Annotated in this window: 17 protein-coding genes, 2 tRNA genes and 1 pseudogene; 15 read left to right on the top strand and 5 right to left on the bottom strand. The window is 40.2% G+C overall.

The window, feature by feature from the left end; genetic code table 11:
* Positions 1-59: 59 nt before the first annotated feature.
* Positions 60-1,190, top strand: coding sequence for an Mbeg1-like protein (locus tag AB6M99_RS07005; protein WP_369350472.1), 1,131 nt, complete (start codon positions 60-62; stop codon positions 1,188-1,190).
* 110 nt (positions 1,191-1,300) lie between these two features.
* Here the strand turns inward: AB6M99_RS07005 and AB6M99_RS07000 are convergent, their stop codons facing one another.
* The 4 genes from AB6M99_RS07000 to AB6M99_RS06985 all read right to left on the bottom strand — a co-directional run bounded on the left by AB6M99_RS07000 (position 1,301) and on the right by AB6M99_RS06985 (position 4,956).
* The gene (locus AB6M99_RS07000; protein WP_121834777.1) at positions 1,301-1,825 is read right to left on the bottom strand and encodes a DUF3278 domain-containing protein; all 525 of its coding nucleotides are present in this window, start codon (positions 1,823-1,825) and stop codon (positions 1,301-1,303) included.
* A 356-nt stretch (positions 1,826-2,181) separates the two neighbouring features.
* Complete coding sequence (locus AB6M99_RS06995; RefSeq protein WP_121834775.1) at positions 2,182-2,391, bottom strand: helix-turn-helix transcriptional regulator; 210 nt, start codon at positions 2,389-2,391, stop codon at positions 2,182-2,184.
* 131 nt (positions 2,392-2,522) lie between these two features.
* Positions 2,523-3,794 carry a hydroxymethylglutaryl-CoA reductase, degradative gene (locus AB6M99_RS06990; RefSeq protein WP_121834774.1) on the bottom strand — a complete coding sequence of 424 codons (1,272 nt, stop codon included), beginning with the start codon at positions 3,792-3,794 and terminating at the stop codon, positions 2,523-2,525.
* Positions 3,784-4,956: a hydroxymethylglutaryl-CoA synthase gene (locus AB6M99_RS06985; protein ID WP_121834773.1), complete on the bottom strand. Its 1,173-nt coding sequence runs from the start codon at positions 4,954-4,956 to the stop codon at positions 3,784-3,786. Before AB6M99_RS06985 ends, AB6M99_RS06990 begins: the two co-directional genes overlap by 11 nt.
* Before the next feature lie 479 nt (positions 4,957-5,435).
* Here AB6M99_RS06985 and AB6M99_RS06980 point away from each other — a divergent pair, with 479 nt between their 5' ends.
* From AB6M99_RS06980 to yihA, 5 genes are all read left to right on the top strand, one after another.
* Positions 5,436-6,296: a thymidylate synthase gene (locus tag AB6M99_RS06980; RefSeq protein ID WP_121834772.1), complete on the top strand. Its 861-nt coding sequence runs from the start codon at positions 5,436-5,438 to the stop codon at positions 6,294-6,296.
* 118 nt (positions 6,297-6,414) lie between these two features.
* Positions 6,415-6,927, top strand: coding sequence for a dihydrofolate reductase (locus AB6M99_RS06975; RefSeq protein ID WP_121834771.1), 513 nt, complete (start codon positions 6,415-6,417; stop codon positions 6,925-6,927).
* The gene (locus AB6M99_RS06970) at positions 6,927-7,097 is read left to right on the top strand and encodes a hypothetical protein (protein WP_183121646.1); all 171 of its coding nucleotides are present in this window, start codon (positions 6,927-6,929) and stop codon (positions 7,095-7,097) included. Before AB6M99_RS06975 ends, AB6M99_RS06970 begins: the two co-directional genes overlap by 1 nt.
* Before the next feature lie 20 nt (positions 7,098-7,117).
* Complete coding sequence (clpX, locus tag AB6M99_RS06965) at positions 7,118-8,347, top strand: ATP-dependent Clp protease ATP-binding subunit ClpX (protein WP_369350469.1); 1,230 nt, start codon at positions 7,118-7,120, stop codon at positions 8,345-8,347.
* A 6-nt stretch (positions 8,348-8,353) separates the two neighbouring features.
* The gene (gene yihA / locus AB6M99_RS06960; RefSeq protein ID WP_121834770.1) at positions 8,354-8,953 is read left to right on the top strand and encodes a ribosome biogenesis GTP-binding protein YihA/YsxC; all 600 of its coding nucleotides are present in this window, start codon (positions 8,354-8,356) and stop codon (positions 8,951-8,953) included.
* 91 nt (positions 8,954-9,044) lie between these two features.
* Here yihA and AB6M99_RS06955 read toward each other — a convergent pair whose 3' ends face one another.
* Positions 9,045-9,737 (bottom strand): S24 family peptidase, encoded by a 693-nt coding sequence (locus AB6M99_RS06955; RefSeq protein WP_121834865.1) that lies wholly within the window; start codon positions 9,735-9,737, stop codon positions 9,045-9,047.
* 157 nt (positions 9,738-9,894) lie between these two features.
* Here AB6M99_RS06955 and parE point away from each other — a divergent pair, with 157 nt between their 5' ends.
* The 9 genes and pseudogenes from parE to rpsA all read left to right on the top strand — a co-directional run bounded on the left by parE (position 9,895) and on the right by rpsA (position 18,762).
* Positions 9,895-11,850, top strand: coding sequence for a DNA topoisomerase IV subunit B (gene parE / locus AB6M99_RS06950; protein WP_121834769.1), 1,956 nt, complete (start codon positions 9,895-9,897; stop codon positions 11,848-11,850).
* An 8-nt stretch (positions 11,851-11,858) separates the two neighbouring features.
* Positions 11,859-12,459, top strand: a pseudogene (gene fic / locus AB6M99_RS06945) (protein adenylyltransferase Fic).
* 1 nt (position 12,460) lies between these two features.
* Positions 12,461-13,003: a GNAT family N-acetyltransferase gene (locus tag AB6M99_RS06940; RefSeq protein ID WP_121834768.1), complete on the top strand. Its 543-nt coding sequence runs from the start codon at positions 12,461-12,463 to the stop codon at positions 13,001-13,003.
* 224 nt (positions 13,004-13,227) lie between these two features.
* Positions 13,228-15,684: a DNA topoisomerase IV subunit A gene (gene parC, locus AB6M99_RS06935; protein ID WP_121834767.1), complete on the top strand. Its 2,457-nt coding sequence runs from the start codon at positions 13,228-13,230 to the stop codon at positions 15,682-15,684.
* Positions 15,685-15,829: 145 nt separating this feature from the next.
* The gene (locus AB6M99_RS06930) at positions 15,830-16,855 is read left to right on the top strand and encodes a branched-chain amino acid aminotransferase (RefSeq protein ID WP_121834766.1); all 1,026 of its coding nucleotides are present in this window, start codon (positions 15,830-15,832) and stop codon (positions 16,853-16,855) included.
* Between the two features lie 143 nt (positions 16,856-16,998).
* Positions 16,999-17,229 (top strand): DUF2969 domain-containing protein, encoded by a 231-nt coding sequence (locus AB6M99_RS06925; RefSeq protein ID WP_121834765.1) that lies wholly within the window; start codon positions 16,999-17,001, stop codon positions 17,227-17,229.
* A gap of 61 nt (positions 17,230-17,290) precedes the next feature.
* Positions 17,291-17,371 (top strand) — tRNA-Tyr (locus tag AB6M99_RS06920).
* 25 nt (positions 17,372-17,396) lie between these two features.
* A tRNA-Gln gene (locus AB6M99_RS06915) sits at positions 17,397-17,468 on the top strand.
* 85 nt (positions 17,469-17,553) lie between these two features.
* Positions 17,554-18,762 (top strand): 30S ribosomal protein S1, encoded by a 1,209-nt coding sequence (gene rpsA / locus AB6M99_RS06910; RefSeq protein ID WP_369350468.1) that lies wholly within the window; start codon positions 17,554-17,556, stop codon positions 18,760-18,762.
* Positions 18,763-18,773 lie beyond the last annotated feature (11 nt).

The raw sequence follows: 18,773 nt of genomic DNA, 5'->3' as shown, positions 1-18,773 counted from the left end.
CGATAGAAAAATTTGTACAATCAAAAAGATTAAAGGAGGGGTTGTAATGTCAACGATTTATGATTATGTCAAAGTTGTCGCAGAAAAAAGATTTCGAACAATTAGCATTAAATGAAGTGGACGTTGTGTGTCTTAATGAGTTGGCTTATCTCCCCTTTGATAACTATATTAAGATGACCACTCCTCTTACCTCTGATGACATGAAGCAGATTCTTATCAAGGCAAAAGCTAATAGACAGAATGATTTTATGCTCACCGAGGAGCGAGTAGATCTTTTTGAGGTTATCCTTAACAGTAAACGTTTTGCCGATTTGGCCTTATCTCATTATGTCAATGATATTAGCGAAGAGTTTGAAAAGCAGTTTGCGGCAATGGTGTTTCACCTCCCCTCTATTGGGCATTTGCAACTGGTTTTTCGAGGGACAGATGACACATTGATTGGTTGGAAAGAAGATTTCAAATTGACCTATATGAGCGAGATTCCAGCACAGCGTTCTGCGGTTAGATATCTTCAAGCGTTTTTGGAAAAAGCAGAGCAGCCAGTTTATGTGACAGGGCATTCCAAGGGTGGCAATTTGGCAGTCTATGCAGCCAGTCATCAAAACGCTGCGCTTCAACAGAAAATCAAAGCTGTTTTTATGCTGGATGCCCCAGGCTTTACTCCAACATTTTTCAAAAAAGAGGGATACCAGTCCATTAGAAATAAACTTATCGTCATTAGACCAAAAGAATCTATTGTGGGTGTTATGCTACAATTGGATGTTTTACCGCTTATCATAGATGCTAATCAATTTGGAGTAGCACAACATGCCGTGACGACTTGGCAAATTTCAGAACAGGGGCATTTTATCGGCATTGAACCAACAAATCTCAGTAAGCAACTGGATAAAACGTTTGACCAATGGGTTTCAGAATTAACCAAATCAGAACTTAAATTGATTGTTGATTTACTGTTTGATACCTTAATAGAAGCAGGAATTACGAGTCTTAATGACCTGACCAGTAAAGCTGCGGCATCGAAACTCTTATCTGCATTGGGAACAATGAACCAGTTGGATAAAAAGCAACAAGCCCTGCTTCACAAATCACTTTGGAACCTAGTAGCAGCCTTCGCTCAAAATAGTAAGCCCAATTTTAAACCCAGATGGGATTTTGATGAGTTATTAAAAAAATGGAAATTAAAAGAGTAGAAGCAATATTGAACTTTTACTCTTTTTTTAAAATTTTAATCGTTAAGCTTAAATATGTAATATTAGCCTAGAGTGAAGTCGATAGGTTGAATAGACTGTTGGTAGTCAAATTATTTTTTAATGCGAGAAATCATCATAGCACGGATAAACAACCACATAGGAATACCGTATACTAGTCCCGAAATAAGGCTTTTAATACTAAAAAAGTCAGCAATAAAGTTAAAATCTGGTTTGGCAATATTAAATAGAGACATTAAAAATGGAAAACCAATGGTCATTAGGATACCTTTTCTGAGAGCAGAACGTTTTGCTTGTTTTAAAGTAAGTTCATAACGGTCTTCTTCGACATCGAGGTCAGTAATCTGAGCATCTTCTACCTTATACATGAGATAAAAAGAAATCCCCATGATATAGAGAAAATCAATGATCAGGATACCTATAGCGACAGGAGTTGTATTAGGTTTATCAGGAACGAGAGAGATAAGCAGTATGACCGTCTGAATCATGATAAAATAGAAGGATAGAACAGCGATTTTACTGCTGATATTGCCAATCACTTGTTTTCGGTGTTCATCTAATTCTCCTGCGATGCCAAAAAAATGTTTGATGAGTTTGGTAGATAAAGATTCTTTCATGATTTTACCTTTCTAATAATGAAATGCTTTGATATAAATATATCCAGATAAGATATAGGGAAAAATGAGACCAATACCACTGAATAAGGGAGTGTTTTCAAATAGTATTAAAGAAAATAGAGGTGGAAAGCTATAGGAGAGAATTCCCAAAATACAAAGAATTACTTCTATCCTAGGAGATTGTCGCCAATCAATTTTTTGAAAAGAGATATAGGAAATAAATGCTAGGATAATGACTAGTGAAAGATCAAAGATACCATATGGCGAATCTAATAGAAATAGTAGGCCAGTGTAAAGAAGTGAGATAAGGGTTAAAATAATATAAATAGTAAGTCCGCTAAATTTTTGCAAGGGTTTCATAGATTGTCTCCTTTTGTTGTTACTTTCCAAAATAGTGTATTGAGGTCAGTTTCTAGTGTTTCTGCTAGCTTAATGCAGAGGTCTAGAGAGGGATTATACTTGTCGTTTTCAATGAGGTTTATAGTCTGTCTAGCGACCCCAACTTCTTTAGCGAGTGCTAATTGGGATAAGCCAGCCAGCGTCCGATAGTGTTTTACACGGTTCATGAGGTCCTCTCTTTCATGGATAAGATAGTGTCACATATATATTACACCATAAGTATAGTACAATATATGTGACATGTCAATTATAAATGATACAAATTTTAGAAGAAATAATAAAAATGAGTAAGATTTGCCTACTCATTTTTGTTGTTTCTTAAAGCCATTAAAAGTTCTTGTGCGGTTTCCTGATTACGGTGTTTTTCTTGGAGTAATTTTGGAAGAAGTGCAGTGACTTCTGATTCGGTTGCGCCAGCTAGGAGTAGTAGAGACTTGGCTTGAAGTTTCATATGCCCTGCCTGAATACCAGTTCCTATCAATGCTTTTAAGGCAGCAAAGTTTTGCGCCAAACCAACTGAGACGATAATGCTTGCCAGTTCTTTTGCGGTAGGATTACCGAGAAGGTCGTGAGCGACTTGGACGGTCGGATTTAGTCCGATGGAGCCTCCCTTGGTAGCGATTGGCATTGGCATCGTTAATTTACCAGCCACTTGTTGAGCTTCCTTGTCATAATGCCAGGTTGATAAGCCACGATAATTTCCGCTTTGATTAGCAAAGGAATGTCCAGCTGCCTCTATGGCTCTCCAGTCATTTCCAGTTGCTAAAACGATGGCATCAATACCGTTGAAAATCCCTTTATTATGGGTAGCGGCACGATAAGGATCCACTTGAGCTAGCTGACTTGCCAGTTCCATTTTTTGGGCTAATTGCTGAGCTTCTGCCTTATCTCTGCTTAAAAATCGCAAATCAACACGACATTCGGCAGTGACGAGACTTTCTGTGGCGTAGTTGGACAAAATCGCCATTAGACTTTGTCCATCAGTCAATTCTTCTAAAGTAGGGACGAGAGCTTCTAACATGGTATTGAGCATATTAGCTCCCATGGCTTCTTGCGTATCAACCGACAAATAAAGAATGAGAAAGTCTCCTTTTTCTTCTGTCCAGATGTCGCGGGCTCCGCCACCACGTTTAACGATAGAGGGGTGGGCTTGGTCAGCTTGGGATAAAAGCTGCGCTTTATGAGACAAAATTGCCTGCTCTGCTATTTTTTTATCCTTAATATCATAGAGGGCGACCTGACCAATCATCAGCCGATTGTGAATTGTTGTCGTAAAACCACCTGAGCGTTTGATGAGCTTAGCAGCGAAGCTAGCAGCAGCGACAACTGAGGGTTCCTCAGTTACCATGGGGATATGGTAAGTTTTACCATCAATCAAGAAATCAGGGGCAACAGAAAAAGGTAATGAGAAAGTCCCTAAGACGTGCTCTGCCATTTGATTGGCAGTTTCAATAGATAACTGTTGATTGCTAGTTAATAGCTCCTGCTTATCATCTGATAAGAGTTCTGAAAGGAGCGTTTGTCGTTCTGAGGGTGTTTTTTTGGAAAATCCAGTCCAGTTAATTGTCATTTTTTGTATAAATCCGTTGGTGTTGCTCGATGCCTGTGAGGCGGAAGTTTCCAGTTTTGTAGTTTGCAAAAGTATTTGTGCCATTCTCATCTAAAAGAGCTTCTTCATAGAAGAGTTTCTCGTAGTCTGCCACAGAAAGTGGTTGGCGCTCATCTAATTCAGAAAGCCGAGAGGGGTTAAGCATCTTTCGGTAACCGTCAACAAGAGTGGCTGAAAACATTTCTGAAACAGCTCCTGAGCCATAAGAGAACAGACCAATTTTGTCTCCTGCCTTGAGGGTTTCGCTGTTTTCAAGGAGTGACAGAAGTCCTAGATAAAGGGAACCTGTGTAGATATTTCCGACCTTTCGGCTGTAAACGATGGAACGTTCAAAGTTAGCTAATAGCTGCGCTTTGTTTTCTTCTGGTAACTCTTTGGTCATTAATTTATTCAGCCCTTTAAGAGCTAATTTTGGAAACGGCAGATGTAAGCAGACAGCTGCGAACTCTTTCAAATCGGTATCGTTGCGCTTTTGATATTCAGTCCAGGTTGTTTTTAAACTGTCAAGATATTGTTTCGTTGAATAGATACCATTGACAAAAGGCGTTGTCGAATAGTTTGGTCGCCAAAAATCCATGACATCACGCGTTTGTGCCACGTTGTCATCGTTAAAACTGAGAATACGGGGATTTGAACTGACGAGCATGGCAACAGCTCCTGCTCCTTGAGTAGATTCTCCAGCAGAACCAATTCCGTATTTGGCAATATCTGACGCAATGACTAAAACCTTGCTGTCGGGTTTTGTAGCCACATGAAGTTTAGCGTAATTAAGCGCAGCCGTTGCCGCATAGCAGGCTTCTTTCATCTCAAAAGAACGCGCGAAAGGTTGAATACCTAAGAGACTATGCACATAGACACTAGCGGCTTTTGATTGGTCAATACCTGACTCGGTAGCGACGATAACCATGTCGATATCTAATTTATCTTGTTCAGTCAAGATTTCTTGAGCTGCTGACGTCGCCAAAGTAACGATATCTTCTGAAATCGGTGTAATGCTTAGGGCGTCTAACATAAGCCCTATCGAAAATTTTTCAGGTTCAGCCCCACGTGCCTCTGCTAAGTCGCTCATATTGAGGACATATTTTGAGGTGGCAAACCCAATTTTATCAATTCCAATACTCATTTCTATTTCTCCAAAGGATTGAAACTATAGTCATGTCAAAGTCACTGGCGTTAGCAATAACAGAGAGTGGGAGCAATGTCCAACTTTCTTGTTGTCAGTAGTTATGACGGTGGAGTTGAGCAAGTGAGATACCTCGAAAAAGTGAGGTCTTGAAACGCAGTGCTCATCAGCATAGTTTCTGATTCTAATGTAATGTTATGACTATCTAAAAGACACGAAGTCACTTAGATAGCGTTTTTTAGTAATGATTTCCATTGACCATTTTATCATAAATTTTTCAAAATGCCCTAGGACTTAGGACCAATTTTTTCGTTGGATTTTTAGGACGATTTTAGGTAAAATAGCAGAGCGACTATGGGGATGATGTGATGTAAAAGATTTTTGTGGTTATTATCTATGGCTACTCATTCTGATGAGGTGTGAAGGTAACACCTCGTTTTAAATAGAGAAGTGATTTCAGTATAAGAAAGGATCGTAAAATGACAAAAGCGGATGCTATTTTCAAAGAAAATATCAGAAAAATTTTAGAAGAAGGTGTGTGGTCTGAGCAGGCAAGACCGAAGTATAAAGATGGGACCGTTGCCAATTCTAAATACGTCACAGGTGCATTTGCTGAATATGACTTGAGCAAAGGTGAATTTCCTATTACGACCCTTCGACCAATTGCGATTAAGGCTGCTATCAAAGAAATGCTCTGGATTTATCAGGACCAGTCTAATAGCCTTGATGTGCTAGAAGATAAATATAATGTTCATTATTGGAATGACTGGGAAGTGGCTGGCGTTTCTGCTAACAATGGGGACCAACGTTCAATCGGTCAACGTTACGGAGCTGTGGTCAAAAAACACGATATCATTGCTAAAATCTTGAAGCAGTTAGAAGAAAATCCTTGGAATCGTCGCAATGTGATTTCACTTTGGGACTACGAGGCGTTTGAAGAAACAGCAGGGCTTCTACCATGTGCCTTCCAAACCATGTTTGATGTCCGCCGTGTTGAAGGTAAGATTTATCTGGATGCAACGCTAACACAACGTTCAAACGACATGTTGGTAGCTCATCATATTAACGCTATGCAGTATGTGGCCCTGCAAATGATGATTGCAAAACATTTTGGGTGGGAAGTCGGAAAATTCTTCTACTTCATCAATAACTTGCACATCTACGATAATCAGTTTGAGCAGGCAGAAGAATTGTTGCGTCGCACACCATCTGATAAGAAACCGCGTTTAGTGCTTAATGTCCCAGATGGCACCAATTTTTTTGATATCAGAGCAGAAGATTTTGAATTGGTTGACTATGAGCCTGTCAAACCCCAACTAAAATTTGACTTAGCCATCTAATGACAATAGCTAATTCTTAATAAGGATTTAAGCTTAATCACTTGAACCGCTGTTAAGAATTGCGGAAAGAATTGGTTAAAATCAAGCAATTTTGACACATTTTTGGTAAACTAGAGTTATGACAAGAGATAAAAAAATTATTGCGATTTGGGCACAGACTGAAAATGGGATTATTGGAAAAAATCAAACCATGCCTTGGCATTTGCCAGCAGAATTAAAACATTTTAAAGACACGACAATGGGACAGGCGCTTTTGATGGGACGTGTGACTTTTGACGGTATGAAACGCCGTACGTTACCGGGACGTGAGACGCTTGTTTTAACACGTGATATGACTTATAGTGCTGAAGGTGTGACAGTCGTTCATACGGTTGAAGAAGCACTAGCTTGGTTTGACCAACAAGAAAAAGATCTCTATATTGCTGGAGGTTCTGTGATTTATAAAGCCTTCGAAGGTCACTACGATCGTCTGATTAAGACGACAATTCATGCAGAACTTGAGGGAGATACTTATTTTCCAACCTTGGCTGATGATCACATGACTCAGGTCTCAGAACAAACGATTCAAAGAGATGATAAAAATCCTTATGCTTTTACCATCTCGATTTTTGATAAAAAGGAGGAAAACTAGTGCAACGCAGTCTTTTTGGTGTTTTTACGGTTTGCCTCTGCGCGATTTGCGTACTTGCTGTTGGACCAGCATTAAAAAAAAAGCGCTATGGGTTAGCAATCTTTTTCCTGCTTAATGCGATTAGCAACCTTGTAGCGACGATTCAAGCCTTTTATGGCAATCTATTTTAAATCATTAGAAAGTGGAGAAAATGGCCTCAAACAGAAAAATGGATCACAAAGTTTATTGTTCTTTCTGTGGAAAAAATCAAGAAGAAGTTCGTAAAATTATCGCTGGGAATGGCGTTTTTATCTGTAACGAATGTGTCGAACTGTCTCAAGAAATTATTCGAGAAGAATTAGCAGAAGAAGTCTTGGCTGATTTGTCAGAAGTGCCAAAACCAAAAGAACTATTAGAAATTTTAAATCAATACGTGGTCGGACAAGACAGGGCTAAGCGTGCCCTTGCTGTGGCGGTTTACAATCATTATAAGCGTGTCAGTTTCACAGAAAGCCGTAACGATGACGATGTTGATTTGCAAAAATCAAATATCCTTATGATTGGCCCAACAGGTTCTGGAAAGACCTTTTTAGCTCAAACATTGGCTAAAAGTCTCAATGTACCATTTGCCATTGCCGATGCCACTTCTTTGACTGAAGCAGGTTATGTGGGTGAGGATGTTGAAAATATTCTACTCAAACTCATCCAAGCTGCTGACTATAATATTGAACGTGCAGAGCGTGGGATTATCTACGTAGATGAGATTGATAAAATTGCCAAAAAAGGTGAAAATGTCTCTATCACTCGAGATGTTTCTGGTGAAGGCGTGCAACAAGCCCTTCTAAAAATTATCGAGGGTACCGTAGCTAGCGTACCACCTCAAGGCGGACGTAAACATCCAAACCAAGAGATGATTCAAATTGATACGAAAAACATCTTGTTCATCGTTGGTGGTGCTTTTGATGGTATTGAAGACATTGTCAAGCAACGTATGGGCGAGAAAATCATCGGTTTTGGACAAAATAATAAAAAAATTGCCGATGATGCTTCTTACATGCAGGAAATCATCTCAGAGGACATCCAAAAATTTGGTTTGATTCCAGAGTTCATTGGACGTTTACCAGTAGTAGCAGCTTTGGAACAATTAACTGTCGATGATTTGGTTAAAATTTTGACTGAGCCTAAAAATGCCTTGGTAAAACAATATAAAACGCTATTTTCTTATGATGGTGTTGAATTGGAATTTGATGAAGAAGCCTTACAAACAATTGCTGCGAAAGCTATTGAACGTAAGACAGGAGCACGTGGTCTCCGTTCTATTATTGAAGAGACCATGCTAGATATCATGTTTGAAATTCCAAGCCATGAAGATGTGACAGGTGTGCGTATTACGAAGGAAGCTGTCGAAGGCAAGGCAGAACCGATTTTAGAAACAGCATAAGGAGGAATCATGGAAGAACAGGTTTTAAATGCCCACAACGCTTCAATTCTCTTGAGTGCTGCCAACAAATCGCATTACCCACAAGATGATCTCCCTGAGGTTGCCTTGGCAGGTCGCTCAAATGTTGGAAAATCGAGTTTTATCAATTGTCTTTTAGGCAGGAAAAATCTAGCGAGAACATCAAGTAAACCGGGTAAAACGCAATTACTCAACTTCTTTAACATTGATGACAAGCTTCGCTTTGTTGACGTTCCTGGTTATGGCTATGCCAAAGTTTCTAAAACAGAACGTGCCAAATGGGGCAAGATGATTGAAGAATATCTGACTAGTCGAGATAACTTGCGAGCGGTTGTCAGTCTGGTTGACATGAGACATGAACCGTCAGCTGACGATGTGCAAATGTATGAATTTCTGAAATACTATGAGATTCCTGTTATTGTGGTTGCGACTAAAGCAGACAAAATTCCACGTGGAAAGTGGAATAAACACGAATCAATCATCAAGAAAAAATTAAATTTTGATAAGAATGATAACTTCATTATCTTCTCATCAGAAACACGTCAGGGCTATGATGAAGCCTGGGATACAATCCTAGATTGTTTATAAGAAAAAGCTTAGAAGTACAGCATGTATTTCTAAGCTTTTTGAGTTTATGACAAGTGGAATGAGATGTTATGACATAGTTCAAGACCCCCTGTTAGACTTCCATTGGCATAAAATGGCCGACGATGATTCCGATGATACGAGGATCTTCATCATAGGGAGCAAATTTGTCCTTGTATTTAGGGTTTAGGGATACTAAGCGGAGGCCGTCTTCTTCTCGGTACACCTTTTTGATATAGGTTTGTCCATCCCAGTCTACAGCATAGACAGCACCATCGTAATCAAAACCAGTTTGTTTGATAAGAGCTACTTCGCCATTGAGATAGACAGGATTCATGCTATCACCAAAAATCCAAGAGGCGAAGTCGTGGTCCAGTTCTTCTTCGTAAAACACGCTATCATAGTTCCCATCGTTATAATAAGAAAAGCCCCCACCAGCTGACAATTTTTCATAAACCTTGTATTCAAAACGTGGTTTAGAAAGGCGAATTTGTTCGTCTAGTTCTGACTGAGCAAAGTCTATGACCTTTTCTTTGCGGTCCTTTTCTAATTGAGAAAAAATAGTATTTAATTGAGGGGATTGATTTTCTTGCCCATAAAGAATGTAATCGGTGCTTGTATTTAAAAGCTCTGCTAATCGGCTTAGACGTCGTCCTGTAGGAAGGGTTTTGCCAGATTCCCATTTGGAAATGGTACTATCTGATTTATATCCTAACTGGCTTGCTAATTCTGCCTGTTCAAATCCAGCTTTTAATCGTAATTGTTTTAAGCGCTCTGCTATTTCCAAAGACATCATCATTCTCCTTATCTTAGTTTAGTAAAGTTTATCACATAATTGAAAAAAAATCAAGTTCGTTGAAAAAAAGTCAATAAAAGCAATTTTATTTTGCAAAATCGGATAAAAATCGGTAAAATGGTACAGATGAAAATTTTCGGAGGCTATTTTGGCTAAAAAAGAAATTACTGTAACTAATTATAATGATGATGCTATTCAGGTCTTGGAAGGGCTGGATGCGGTTCGTAAGCGTCCTGGGATGTACATTGGCTCGACAGACGGAACTGGGCTCCATCACTTGGTTTGGGAGATTGTCGACAATGCCGTTGACGAAGCTCTTTCAGGATTTGGAGATAAGATTGACGTTACTTTGAATGCTGATGGCTCAGTCAGCGTTTCTGATAGCGGTCGTGGGATGCCTGTAGGGATACACGCCACTGGGAAACCAACTGTTGAGGTTATTTTCACGGTTCTCCATGCTGGTGGTAAATTTGGGCAAGGCGGCTATAAAACGTCAGGAGGTCTTCACGGGGTGGGTTCTTCTGTCGTCAATGCCCTTTCAAGTTGGCTTGAGGTTGAAATTACTCGTGAGGGTGCTGTTTATAAGCAACGCTTTGAAGATGGTGGTAAACCTGTAACGACTTTGAAAAAGATTGGCACAGCTCCTAAGTCTAAAACGGGTACTAAGGTTACCTTTATGCCAGATGATCGCATTTTTTCAACGACTGATTTTAAATTTAATACCATCTCAGAACGTTTGAAAGAATCAGCCTTTCTCTTGAAAAATGTGACCATGACGCTTACTGATTTGCGCGGAGAAGAGCCGGTTTCAGAAGCTTTCCATTATGAAAATGGGGTTCAGGATTTTGTCGCTTATCTGAATGAAGACAAGGAAACCTTGACGCCAGTCATTTCGATTGAGGGGCAAGACCAAGGATTCCAAGTTGATATTGCCATGCAGTACAATGATGGTTACTCGGATAATATCCTATCTTTTGTTAATAATGTTCGTACTAAAGATGGTGGTACCCATGAGACAGGTTTGAAGACAGCTATCACTAAGGCGATGAATGACTATGCTCGCAAAACAGGCTTACTCAAGGAGAAGGATAAAAATCTTGAGGGGTCTGATTACCGTGAGGGCTTGTCAGCTGTCTTGTCTATTCTTGTACCAGAAGAACATTTGCAATTTGAAGGGCAGACAAAAGACAAGTTAGGATCGCCTCTAGCACGTCCAGTTGTCGATGGCATTGTTTCTGAAAAATTGACCTTCTTTCTTTTGGAAAATGGTGAACTGGCAACCAATCTTGTCCGTAAAGCCATTAAAGCAAGAGATGCCCGTGAGGCGGCTCGAAAAGCGCGTGATGAAAGCCGTAATGGTAAGAAAAATAAGAAGGACAAGGGACTTCTGTCTGGTAAATTAACGCCAGCTCAATCTAAAAACGCCGCTAAAAATGAATTATATCTGGTCGAAGGAGATTCTGCCGGTGGTTCAGCTAAGCAAGGCCGTGACCGTAAATTCCAAGCAATTCTTCCGTTGCGTGGTAAGGTGCTTAATACTGAGAAGGCGAAGATGAGCGATATTCTTAAAAATGAGGAAATCAACACCATGATTTACACGATTGGTGCTGGTGTCGGAGCTGATTTTTCGCTAGATGATATTAACTATGACAAGATTATCATCATGACCGATGCGGATACCGATGGTGCCCACATTCAGACCCTTTTGTTGACCTTCTTCTACCGTTACATGAGACCTTTGGTTGAAGCAGGGCATGTCTATATCGCTTTGCCACCGCTTTATAAGATGTCAAAAGGCAAAGGAAAAACAGAGAAAATTGCCTATGCTTGGACAGATGGTGAGTTGGAAGAGTTGCGTCGTGATTTTGGAAAAGGCGCTATGTTACAACGCTATAAAGGACTTGGTGAAATGAATGCGGACCAACTCTGGGAAACAACCATGAATCCCGACACCCGTACCCTCATCCGTGTGACCATTGATGACCTTGCGCGTGCTGAGCGCCGCGTCTCAGTCCTCATGGGAGACAAACCAGCTCCACGCCGTCAATGGATCGAAGACAATGTCAAGTTTACATTGGAAGAAGCGACTGCTTTTAGTAAGTAGGAGAAAAGATGGTATTAGAGAATAAGTTAGGCATTACAAACTCTACTGAGTTAGCAAGAGTAGAAGAAGAAATGACAAAGCGACAAGCTAAAACCTTATTTGATACTGGTACTATTTGAGATTGAAATCGGTACATTTAAAGATTTAGCAGACATTCGCCAAAGGTTATTCTCTGATATTTACGATTTTGCTGGAAAAATTCGTGGCGTGAATATTACTAAGGATAATTTTCAGTTTGCCCCACGTATTTTCTTAGAGCAGTCATTGGTGTACATTGACAAGTTACCTCATGATGATTTTGATAGCATTGTTGACAAATATTGTGATATGAACATTGCCCACCCTTTCCGTGAAGGTAATGGCAGAGCTATGCGCATTTGGCTTGATAACATGCTAATGGATAAACTGGGGAAAGTTGTTGACTGGAATAGCATTGATAAAGATGACTATCTCAATGCCATGAAACGTATCCATGTTTCGACAGGTGAACTGAAATACTTGCTGTTGAATGCTCTAACAGATGATTTAAGCAAAGCAACCTTTTTTAAAGGTGTGGATGCCTTCTATTATTATGAGGGATATACCCTATACAAGACTGAGGAGATATGAGATGTCGGAGATTATCTTAGGAACGGAACGGTTACAGTTGAGGCGGTGGAAGACAGAAGATTTAGAACAATTTGTTGAGTTGAATCAAGATCCAGAAGTGAGAAACTATCTTCCCAACCCGTATACCCCAAGTCGTGCCTGTGAAGTGTTTGGACTCATTGAAGAGGAATTTCAAAAGCGTGGCTATAGTCTGATGGCTGTTGATGAAAAAATGAGTGGAAACTTTATTGGCTATGTTGGTTTACATCACACGCAACTTTCTTTTATGACAGAAGAGATAGTTGAAATAGGCTGGCGATTGAAAAAGGAATTTTGGGGTCGAGGTTATGCAACTGAAGCTGCAAAAGCTTGTCTAGAATATGCTTTTAACGATTTAGAACTCTCCGAAATTTATAGTTTCACAGCTGAGTTGAATACTCCTTCAAGAAAAGTGATGGAAAAATTAGGAATGACGTTTATTAGAGAATTTTTGAGCGAACATGTCGATGACGGACATCCACTTCAGAAGCATGTTTTATATAAGATTTCTAGTAAGGCACGCTAATTCTTTCAACTTAGTGGCTATGTAGCAATCATTTTTTAAAATTAAAGTTATCAAATTAAGTGGGACGATATTATTACATCAGAAATGTATTAAAAAATAATAAAAAGGACTAGTTCCTTTAACATTATAGAAACAAAGAAAGGAATGTTCAGTTACTTTTCTAACTGAACACGGGACTAAATTTCTAGGAAATTTTTCGCAAGTGAAAGGTCCCTTTGTATCTTATGTCAAACATTCAAAATATGTCCCTTGAGGACATTATGGGAGAGCGCTTTGGTCGCTACTCCAAATACATCATTCAGGAGCGTGCGCTTCCTGATATTCGTGACGGTTTAAAACCCGTTCAGCGTCGTATTCTTTATTCGATGAATAAAGATGGCAATACTCATGATAAGGGCTACCGTAAGTCTGCCAAGTCTGTTGGTAATATCATGGGTAATTTCCACCCACACGGTGACAGTTCGATTTATGATGCCATGGTTCGTATGTCTCAGGATTGGAAAAACCGTGAAATTTTAGTGGAAATGCACGGAAACAATGGTTCTATGGATGGCGATCCGCCAGCTGCTATGCGTTATACTGAGGCACGCTTATCTGAAATTGCAGGCTATCTCCTTCAAGACATCGAAAAGAAAACTGTCCCATGGGCTTGGAACTTTGATGATACGGAAAAAGAGCCGACGGTTTTACCAGCAGCCTTTCCAAATCTATTGGTCAATGGTGCAACAGGTATTTCAGCAGGTTATGCGACCGATATTCCTCCTCATAATTTAGCAGAGGTTATTGATGCTGTCGTCTATATGATTGACCATCCATCTGCTAAATTAGAGAAGTTGATGGAATTTCTACCTGGACCAGATTTCCCAACAGGAGGTATTATCCAAGGAGCGGATGAAATTAAGAAGGCCTATGAGACAGGTAAAGGACGTGTCGTTGTTCGTTCACGCACCGAAATTGAAAACCTCAAGGGTGGCAAACAGCAGATTGTTGTGACTGAAATTCCTTATGAGGTCAACAAGGCTGTTCTCGTCAAACGTATTGATGATGTTCGCGTCAATAATAAGGTCCCAGGCATTGCAGAAGTCCGTGATGAGTCTGACCGTACAGGATTGCGCATTGCTATCGAGCTCAAAAAGGATGCGGATAGTCAGACTATCCTTAACTACCTTCTCAAATACACAGACCTTCAAGTGAACTACAACTTCAACATGGTGGCGATTGACAATTTCACTCCTCGTCAAGTTGGTCTTCAAAAAATCCTCTCTAGCTACATTGCGCACCGCCGTGAAGTGATTGTGGCGCGTTCGATTTTCGATAAAGAAAAAGCAGAGCGTCGTCTCCACATCGTTGAGGGCTTGATTCGTGTCATCTCGATTTTAGATGAAGTGATTGCCCTTATCCGTGCTTCAGAAAATAAAGCTGACGCTAAAGAAAACTTAAAAGTTAGTTATGATTTTTCAGAAGAACAAGCAGAGGCCATCGTGACCTTGCAACTTTATCGCTTGACCAATACCGATATTGTTACCTTGGAAAACGAAGAGGCAGAGCTGCGTGAACGTATTGCTACCTTGGCAGCTATTATCGGCGATGAACGCACCATGTACAATGTTATGAAACGCGAATTGCGTGACATCAAAAAACTCTTCGGAAATCCTCGCCGATCGGAGTTGCAAGTGGAGGCAGAGACTATTGAAATTGATACCGCTAGTCTCATCGTTGAAGAAGAAACATTTGTCAGCGTGACGCGTGGCGGTTACATCAAACGCACAAGTCCACGTTCTTTCAATGCGTCACATATCGATGAAATTGGAAAACGTGATGAAGATGAACTGGTCTTTTACAGTCAAGCTAAGACAACGCAACAGTTGCTCATTTTCACCACGCTTGGAAATGTCATTTATCGTCCGATACATGAATTGACAGATATCCGTTGGAAGGATATCGGAGAGCACCTGTCACAGACGATTACTAACTTTGGAAATGACGAAGAAGTGCTCTATGTTGAAATCGTAGATGATTTTGAAACGGGTGTCTACTTCGCTGTCACTAAGTTTGGTCAAGTTAAACGGGTGGAGCGCAAGGAATTTACGCCATGGCGTACCTACAAGTCTAAATCACTTAAATTTGCCAAATTGAAAGATGACACTGACAGAGTGATAACTGTGAATCCAATCTTATTGGACGATGTGATGCTAGTCACTTACAACGGTTATGCCCTTCGTTTCAATATCGAAGAAGTTCCTATTGTAGGGGCAAAAGCAGCTGGCGTTAAGGCAATCAACCTCAAAGGAGATGATGTTCTCCGCTCTGCCTTTATTGCAAATACCGACAGTTTTTACCTCTTAACTCAGCGTGGTAGCTTGAAGCGTGTTGCTATATCTGATATCCCGCAAACCAAGCGCGCTGGACGGGGTTTACAGGTTCTTCGTGAATTGAAGTCTAAACCTCACCGTGTCTTTATGGCTGGTCCGGTTCTTTCGGAAAATAGCGGAGCTGAACTGGATTTATTTGCGACAGAAGTTGAACAGACAGATGAGCAAATTCTGTTAGTCACCTCAACTACAGGTCAAGTGACTGAGAAAAATCTTGCGAATTTAACACTCTCTGAACGCACAAGCAACGGAACGTTTATCAATGATAGTATCTCTGATCAGGAAGTTCTATCTGCGAGACTGAAATAAGAAATTGCGGCTCTCTAGTTGAATGACTAGAGGGTTTTAATATTTTATCCATAAAAATACAGAATTATCTGAAAATTTATTGATTTTCTGTCCCAAAAGCGCTATACTTAATAGCAATTATTATTGAAAGAGTGAGGATAATACCATGACAGTTCAATTAGATTGGGAAAATTTAGGATTTGAATACCGCAAATTGCCACTGCGCTATATTTCTTACTTTAAGGATGGGAAATGGGATGAGGGTACTTTAGTTGAAGATGCTCAACTTCATATCTCAGAAAGCTCACCTGCCCTGCACTATGGACAACAGGCGTTTGAGGGATTAAAAGCTTATCGGACGAAAGAGGGTTCAATCCAGTTATTCCGTCCTGATGAAAATGCCAAGCGTCTACAACGCACAGCAGATCGTCTTTTGATGGAACCTGTGCCGACAGAGAAATTTATTGATGCCTGTAAGCAAGTTGTCAAAGCGAATGCAGACTTTGTTCCGCCATATGGAACAGGAGGAACGCTATATCTTCGTCCCTTGCTGATTGGCGTTGGTGACATTATCGGCGTAAAACCAGCAGAAGAATATCTTTTCACCGTTTTTGCAATGCCTGTAGGAAATTACTTTAAAGGTGGACTTGCTCCGACAAACTTCCTCATTCAAGATGATTACGACCGTGCAGCTCCAAATGGAACGGGTGCAGCTAAGGTGGGAGGGAACTATGCAGCTAGTCTTTTACCAGGTAAAAAAGCTAAAGCTGCTGGTTTCTCAGATGTGATTTATCTTGACCCAGCGACTCACACTAAAATTGAAGAAGTCGGTTCAGCCAATTTCTTCGGTATCACAGCTGAAAATGAATTTATCACACCGATTAGTCCATCTATCTTACCGTCTATTACAAAGTATTCGTTGTTATACCTTGCTGAGCACCGCTTTGGTATGAAAGCCATTGAAGGAGATGTTTTTGTGGACGAATTAGATAAATTTACAGAAGCAGGAGCTTGTGGAACAGCAGCGGTTATCTCACCTATTGGGGGCGTACAACATGGCGACGACTTTCACGTCTTTTACAGTGAAACAGAAGTCGGCCCAGTCACGAAAAAATTATATGATGAATTGACAGGAATCCAATTTGGTGACAAAGAAGCACCAGAAGGATGGATTGTTCCAGTAGATTTGTAGAAAAGTAAAGGCTTGCGCTTGCAAGCTTTTTTGGTTTTCGGTAAAATAGTACTGTTGCATGAAAAATAAGTAAGGAGAAAAAGGAGTTCAAAACATTGTAACATTAGCTTGCTACACTGTTTGATGCCTAAATAATTGTTATTATGAGTAAAAAAGATAAAAAAATTGAAATTCAAATTGCAGATGCCAAAATTGATGTGAATGGGACCAAAGTTGATGGTTATCAACTTAATATTTCAAAAAAAATGATTGGTGAAATCGCAGAGCTTGATGACCGCTTTGCCCTTGTAAAAGATAGCAAAGTTGATAGTTTTTATAAGACATTAGACCAAGCCATTGAAAAAATTATTGAAAATTACAATTTAAATCATTAAAAAAATTAAATATATGACTTGATTTTGACAAGGAACTATGTTATACTAATCCTTGTGTTTTGGAAAGATAGCGAAGAGGCTAAACGCGGCGGACTGTAAATCCGCTCCTTCGGGTTCGGGGGTTCGAATCCCTCTCTTTCCATATGGAGTTTGCTCCAGTATAGTTTTGGGGTATAGCCAAGCGGTAAGGCAAGGGACTTTGACTCCCTCATGCGTTGGTTCGAATCCAGCTACCCCAGTCATGGTAAGCTCTTGCGAGTAACCTTGAAAATAAGATATACCAAAACCCAGAATAGGCTGGGTTTTGTTGGAGGATTTTTTAGAATGAATGAATTTGAAGATTTGCTAAACAGTGTTAGCGAAGTTAACCCAGGTGATGTTGTCACTGCAGAAGTATTGACAGTTGACGCTGGTCAAGCTAACCTTATCATCAGCGGAACTGGTGTTGAAGGTGTATTGACTCTTCGTGAATTGACTAACGACCGTAATGCTGACATCAATGACCTTGTAAAAGCTGGCGAAACACTTGAAGTGCTTGTTCTTCGTCAAGTTGTAGGTAAAGATACTGATACAGTAACTTACCTTGTATCTAAAAAACGTTTGGAAGCTCGCAAAGCTTGGGACAAATTAGTTGGTCGCGAAGGCGAAGTTGTTACTGTTAAAGGTACTCGTGCTGTTAAAGGTGGACTTTCAGTTGAGTTTGAAGGACTTCGTGGTTTCATCCCAGCATCAATGATCGATACACGCTTTGTTCGTAACACTGAACAATTTGTAGGTCAAGAATTTGATGCTAAAATTAAAGAAGTTGATGCAGCTGAAAATCGTTTCATCTTGTCACGTCGTGAAGTTGTAGAAGAAACAGCAGCAGCAGCTCGTCAAGAAATCTTCTCAAATATTGCAGTTGGTTCAGTTGTAACTGGTAAAGTTGCACGTTTGACAAGCTTCGGTGCTTTCATCGATCTTGGTGGTGTTGACGGACTTGTTCACGTGACTGAATTGTCACATGAGCGTAACGCTTCTCCAAAATCAGTTGTATCTGTAGGTGAGGAAGTAGAAGTTAAAGTTCTTGCAATCGACGAAGAAGAAGGACGTGTGTCACTTTCTCTTAAAGCAACAACACCTGGACCATGGGATGGCGTTGAGCAAAAACTTGCAGCTGGTGACGTTATCGAAGGTAAAGTTAAACGCTTGACAGACTTCGGTGCTTTCGTTGAAGTATTACCAGGTATTGATGGACTTGTTCACATCTCACAAATTTCACACAAACGTGTTGAAAATCCAAAAGATGTTCTTTCAGCTGGTCAAGATGTAACTGTTAAAGTTCTTGAAGTAAACGCTGAAGCTGAGCGCGTATCACTTTCAATCAAAGCATTGGAAGAGCGTCCAGCACGTGAAGAAAATTCTAGTGAAGAAGGCGAAAAACGTCAACCACGTCGTCGCGCTCCAAAACGTGAAGCTAAACGTGATTACGAATTGCCAGAAACTCAAACTGGATTCTCAATGGCTGATCTTTTCGGTGATATTGAATTGTAATTCAAGCAAAA

The organism is Streptococcus hillyeri (assembly GCF_041081565.1).
Classification (GTDB): Bacteria; Bacillota; Bacilli; order Lactobacillales; family Streptococcaceae; genus Streptococcus; species Streptococcus hillyeri.
The sequence above is the reverse complement of the archived record's forward strand: the minus strand, read 5'-3'. Positions and strand labels throughout refer to the sequence as shown.

Coding starts and splice junctions, on each gene's coding strand:
- AB6M99_RS07005 (WP_369350472.1), top strand. CDS start 60: ATGATTATGTCAAAGTTGTCGCAGAAAAAAGATTTCGAACAATTAGCA.
- AB6M99_RS07000 (WP_121834777.1), bottom strand. CDS start 1,825: ATGAAAGAATCTTTATCTACCAAACTCATCAAACATTTTTTTGGCATC.
- AB6M99_RS06995 (WP_121834775.1), bottom strand. CDS start 2,391: ATGAACCGTGTAAAACACTATCGGACGCTGGCTGGCTTATCCCAATTA.
- AB6M99_RS06990 (WP_121834774.1), bottom strand. CDS start 3,794: ATGACAATTAACTGGACTGGATTTTCCAAAAAAACACCCTCAGAACGA.
- AB6M99_RS06985 (WP_121834773.1), bottom strand. CDS start 4,956: ATGAGTATTGGAATTGATAAAATTGGGTTTGCCACCTCAAAATATGTC.
- AB6M99_RS06980 (WP_121834772.1), top strand. CDS start 5,436: ATGACAAAAGCGGATGCTATTTTCAAAGAAAATATCAGAAAAATTTTA.
- AB6M99_RS06975 (WP_121834771.1), top strand. CDS start 6,415: ATGACAAGAGATAAAAAAATTATTGCGATTTGGGCACAGACTGAAAAT.
- clpX (WP_369350469.1), top strand. CDS start 7,118: ATGGCCTCAAACAGAAAAATGGATCACAAAGTTTATTGTTCTTTCTGT.
- AB6M99_RS06940 (WP_121834768.1), top strand. CDS start 12,461: ATGTCGGAGATTATCTTAGGAACGGAACGGTTACAGTTGAGGCGGTGG.
- parC (WP_121834767.1), top strand. CDS start 13,228: ATGTCAAACATTCAAAATATGTCCCTTGAGGACATTATGGGAGAGCGC.
- AB6M99_RS06930 (WP_121834766.1), top strand. CDS start 15,830: ATGACAGTTCAATTAGATTGGGAAAATTTAGGATTTGAATACCGCAAA.
- AB6M99_RS06925 (WP_121834765.1), top strand. CDS start 16,999: ATGAGTAAAAAAGATAAAAAAATTGAAATTCAAATTGCAGATGCCAAA.
- rpsA (WP_369350468.1), top strand. CDS start 17,554: ATGAATGAATTTGAAGATTTGCTAAACAGTGTTAGCGAAGTTAACCCA.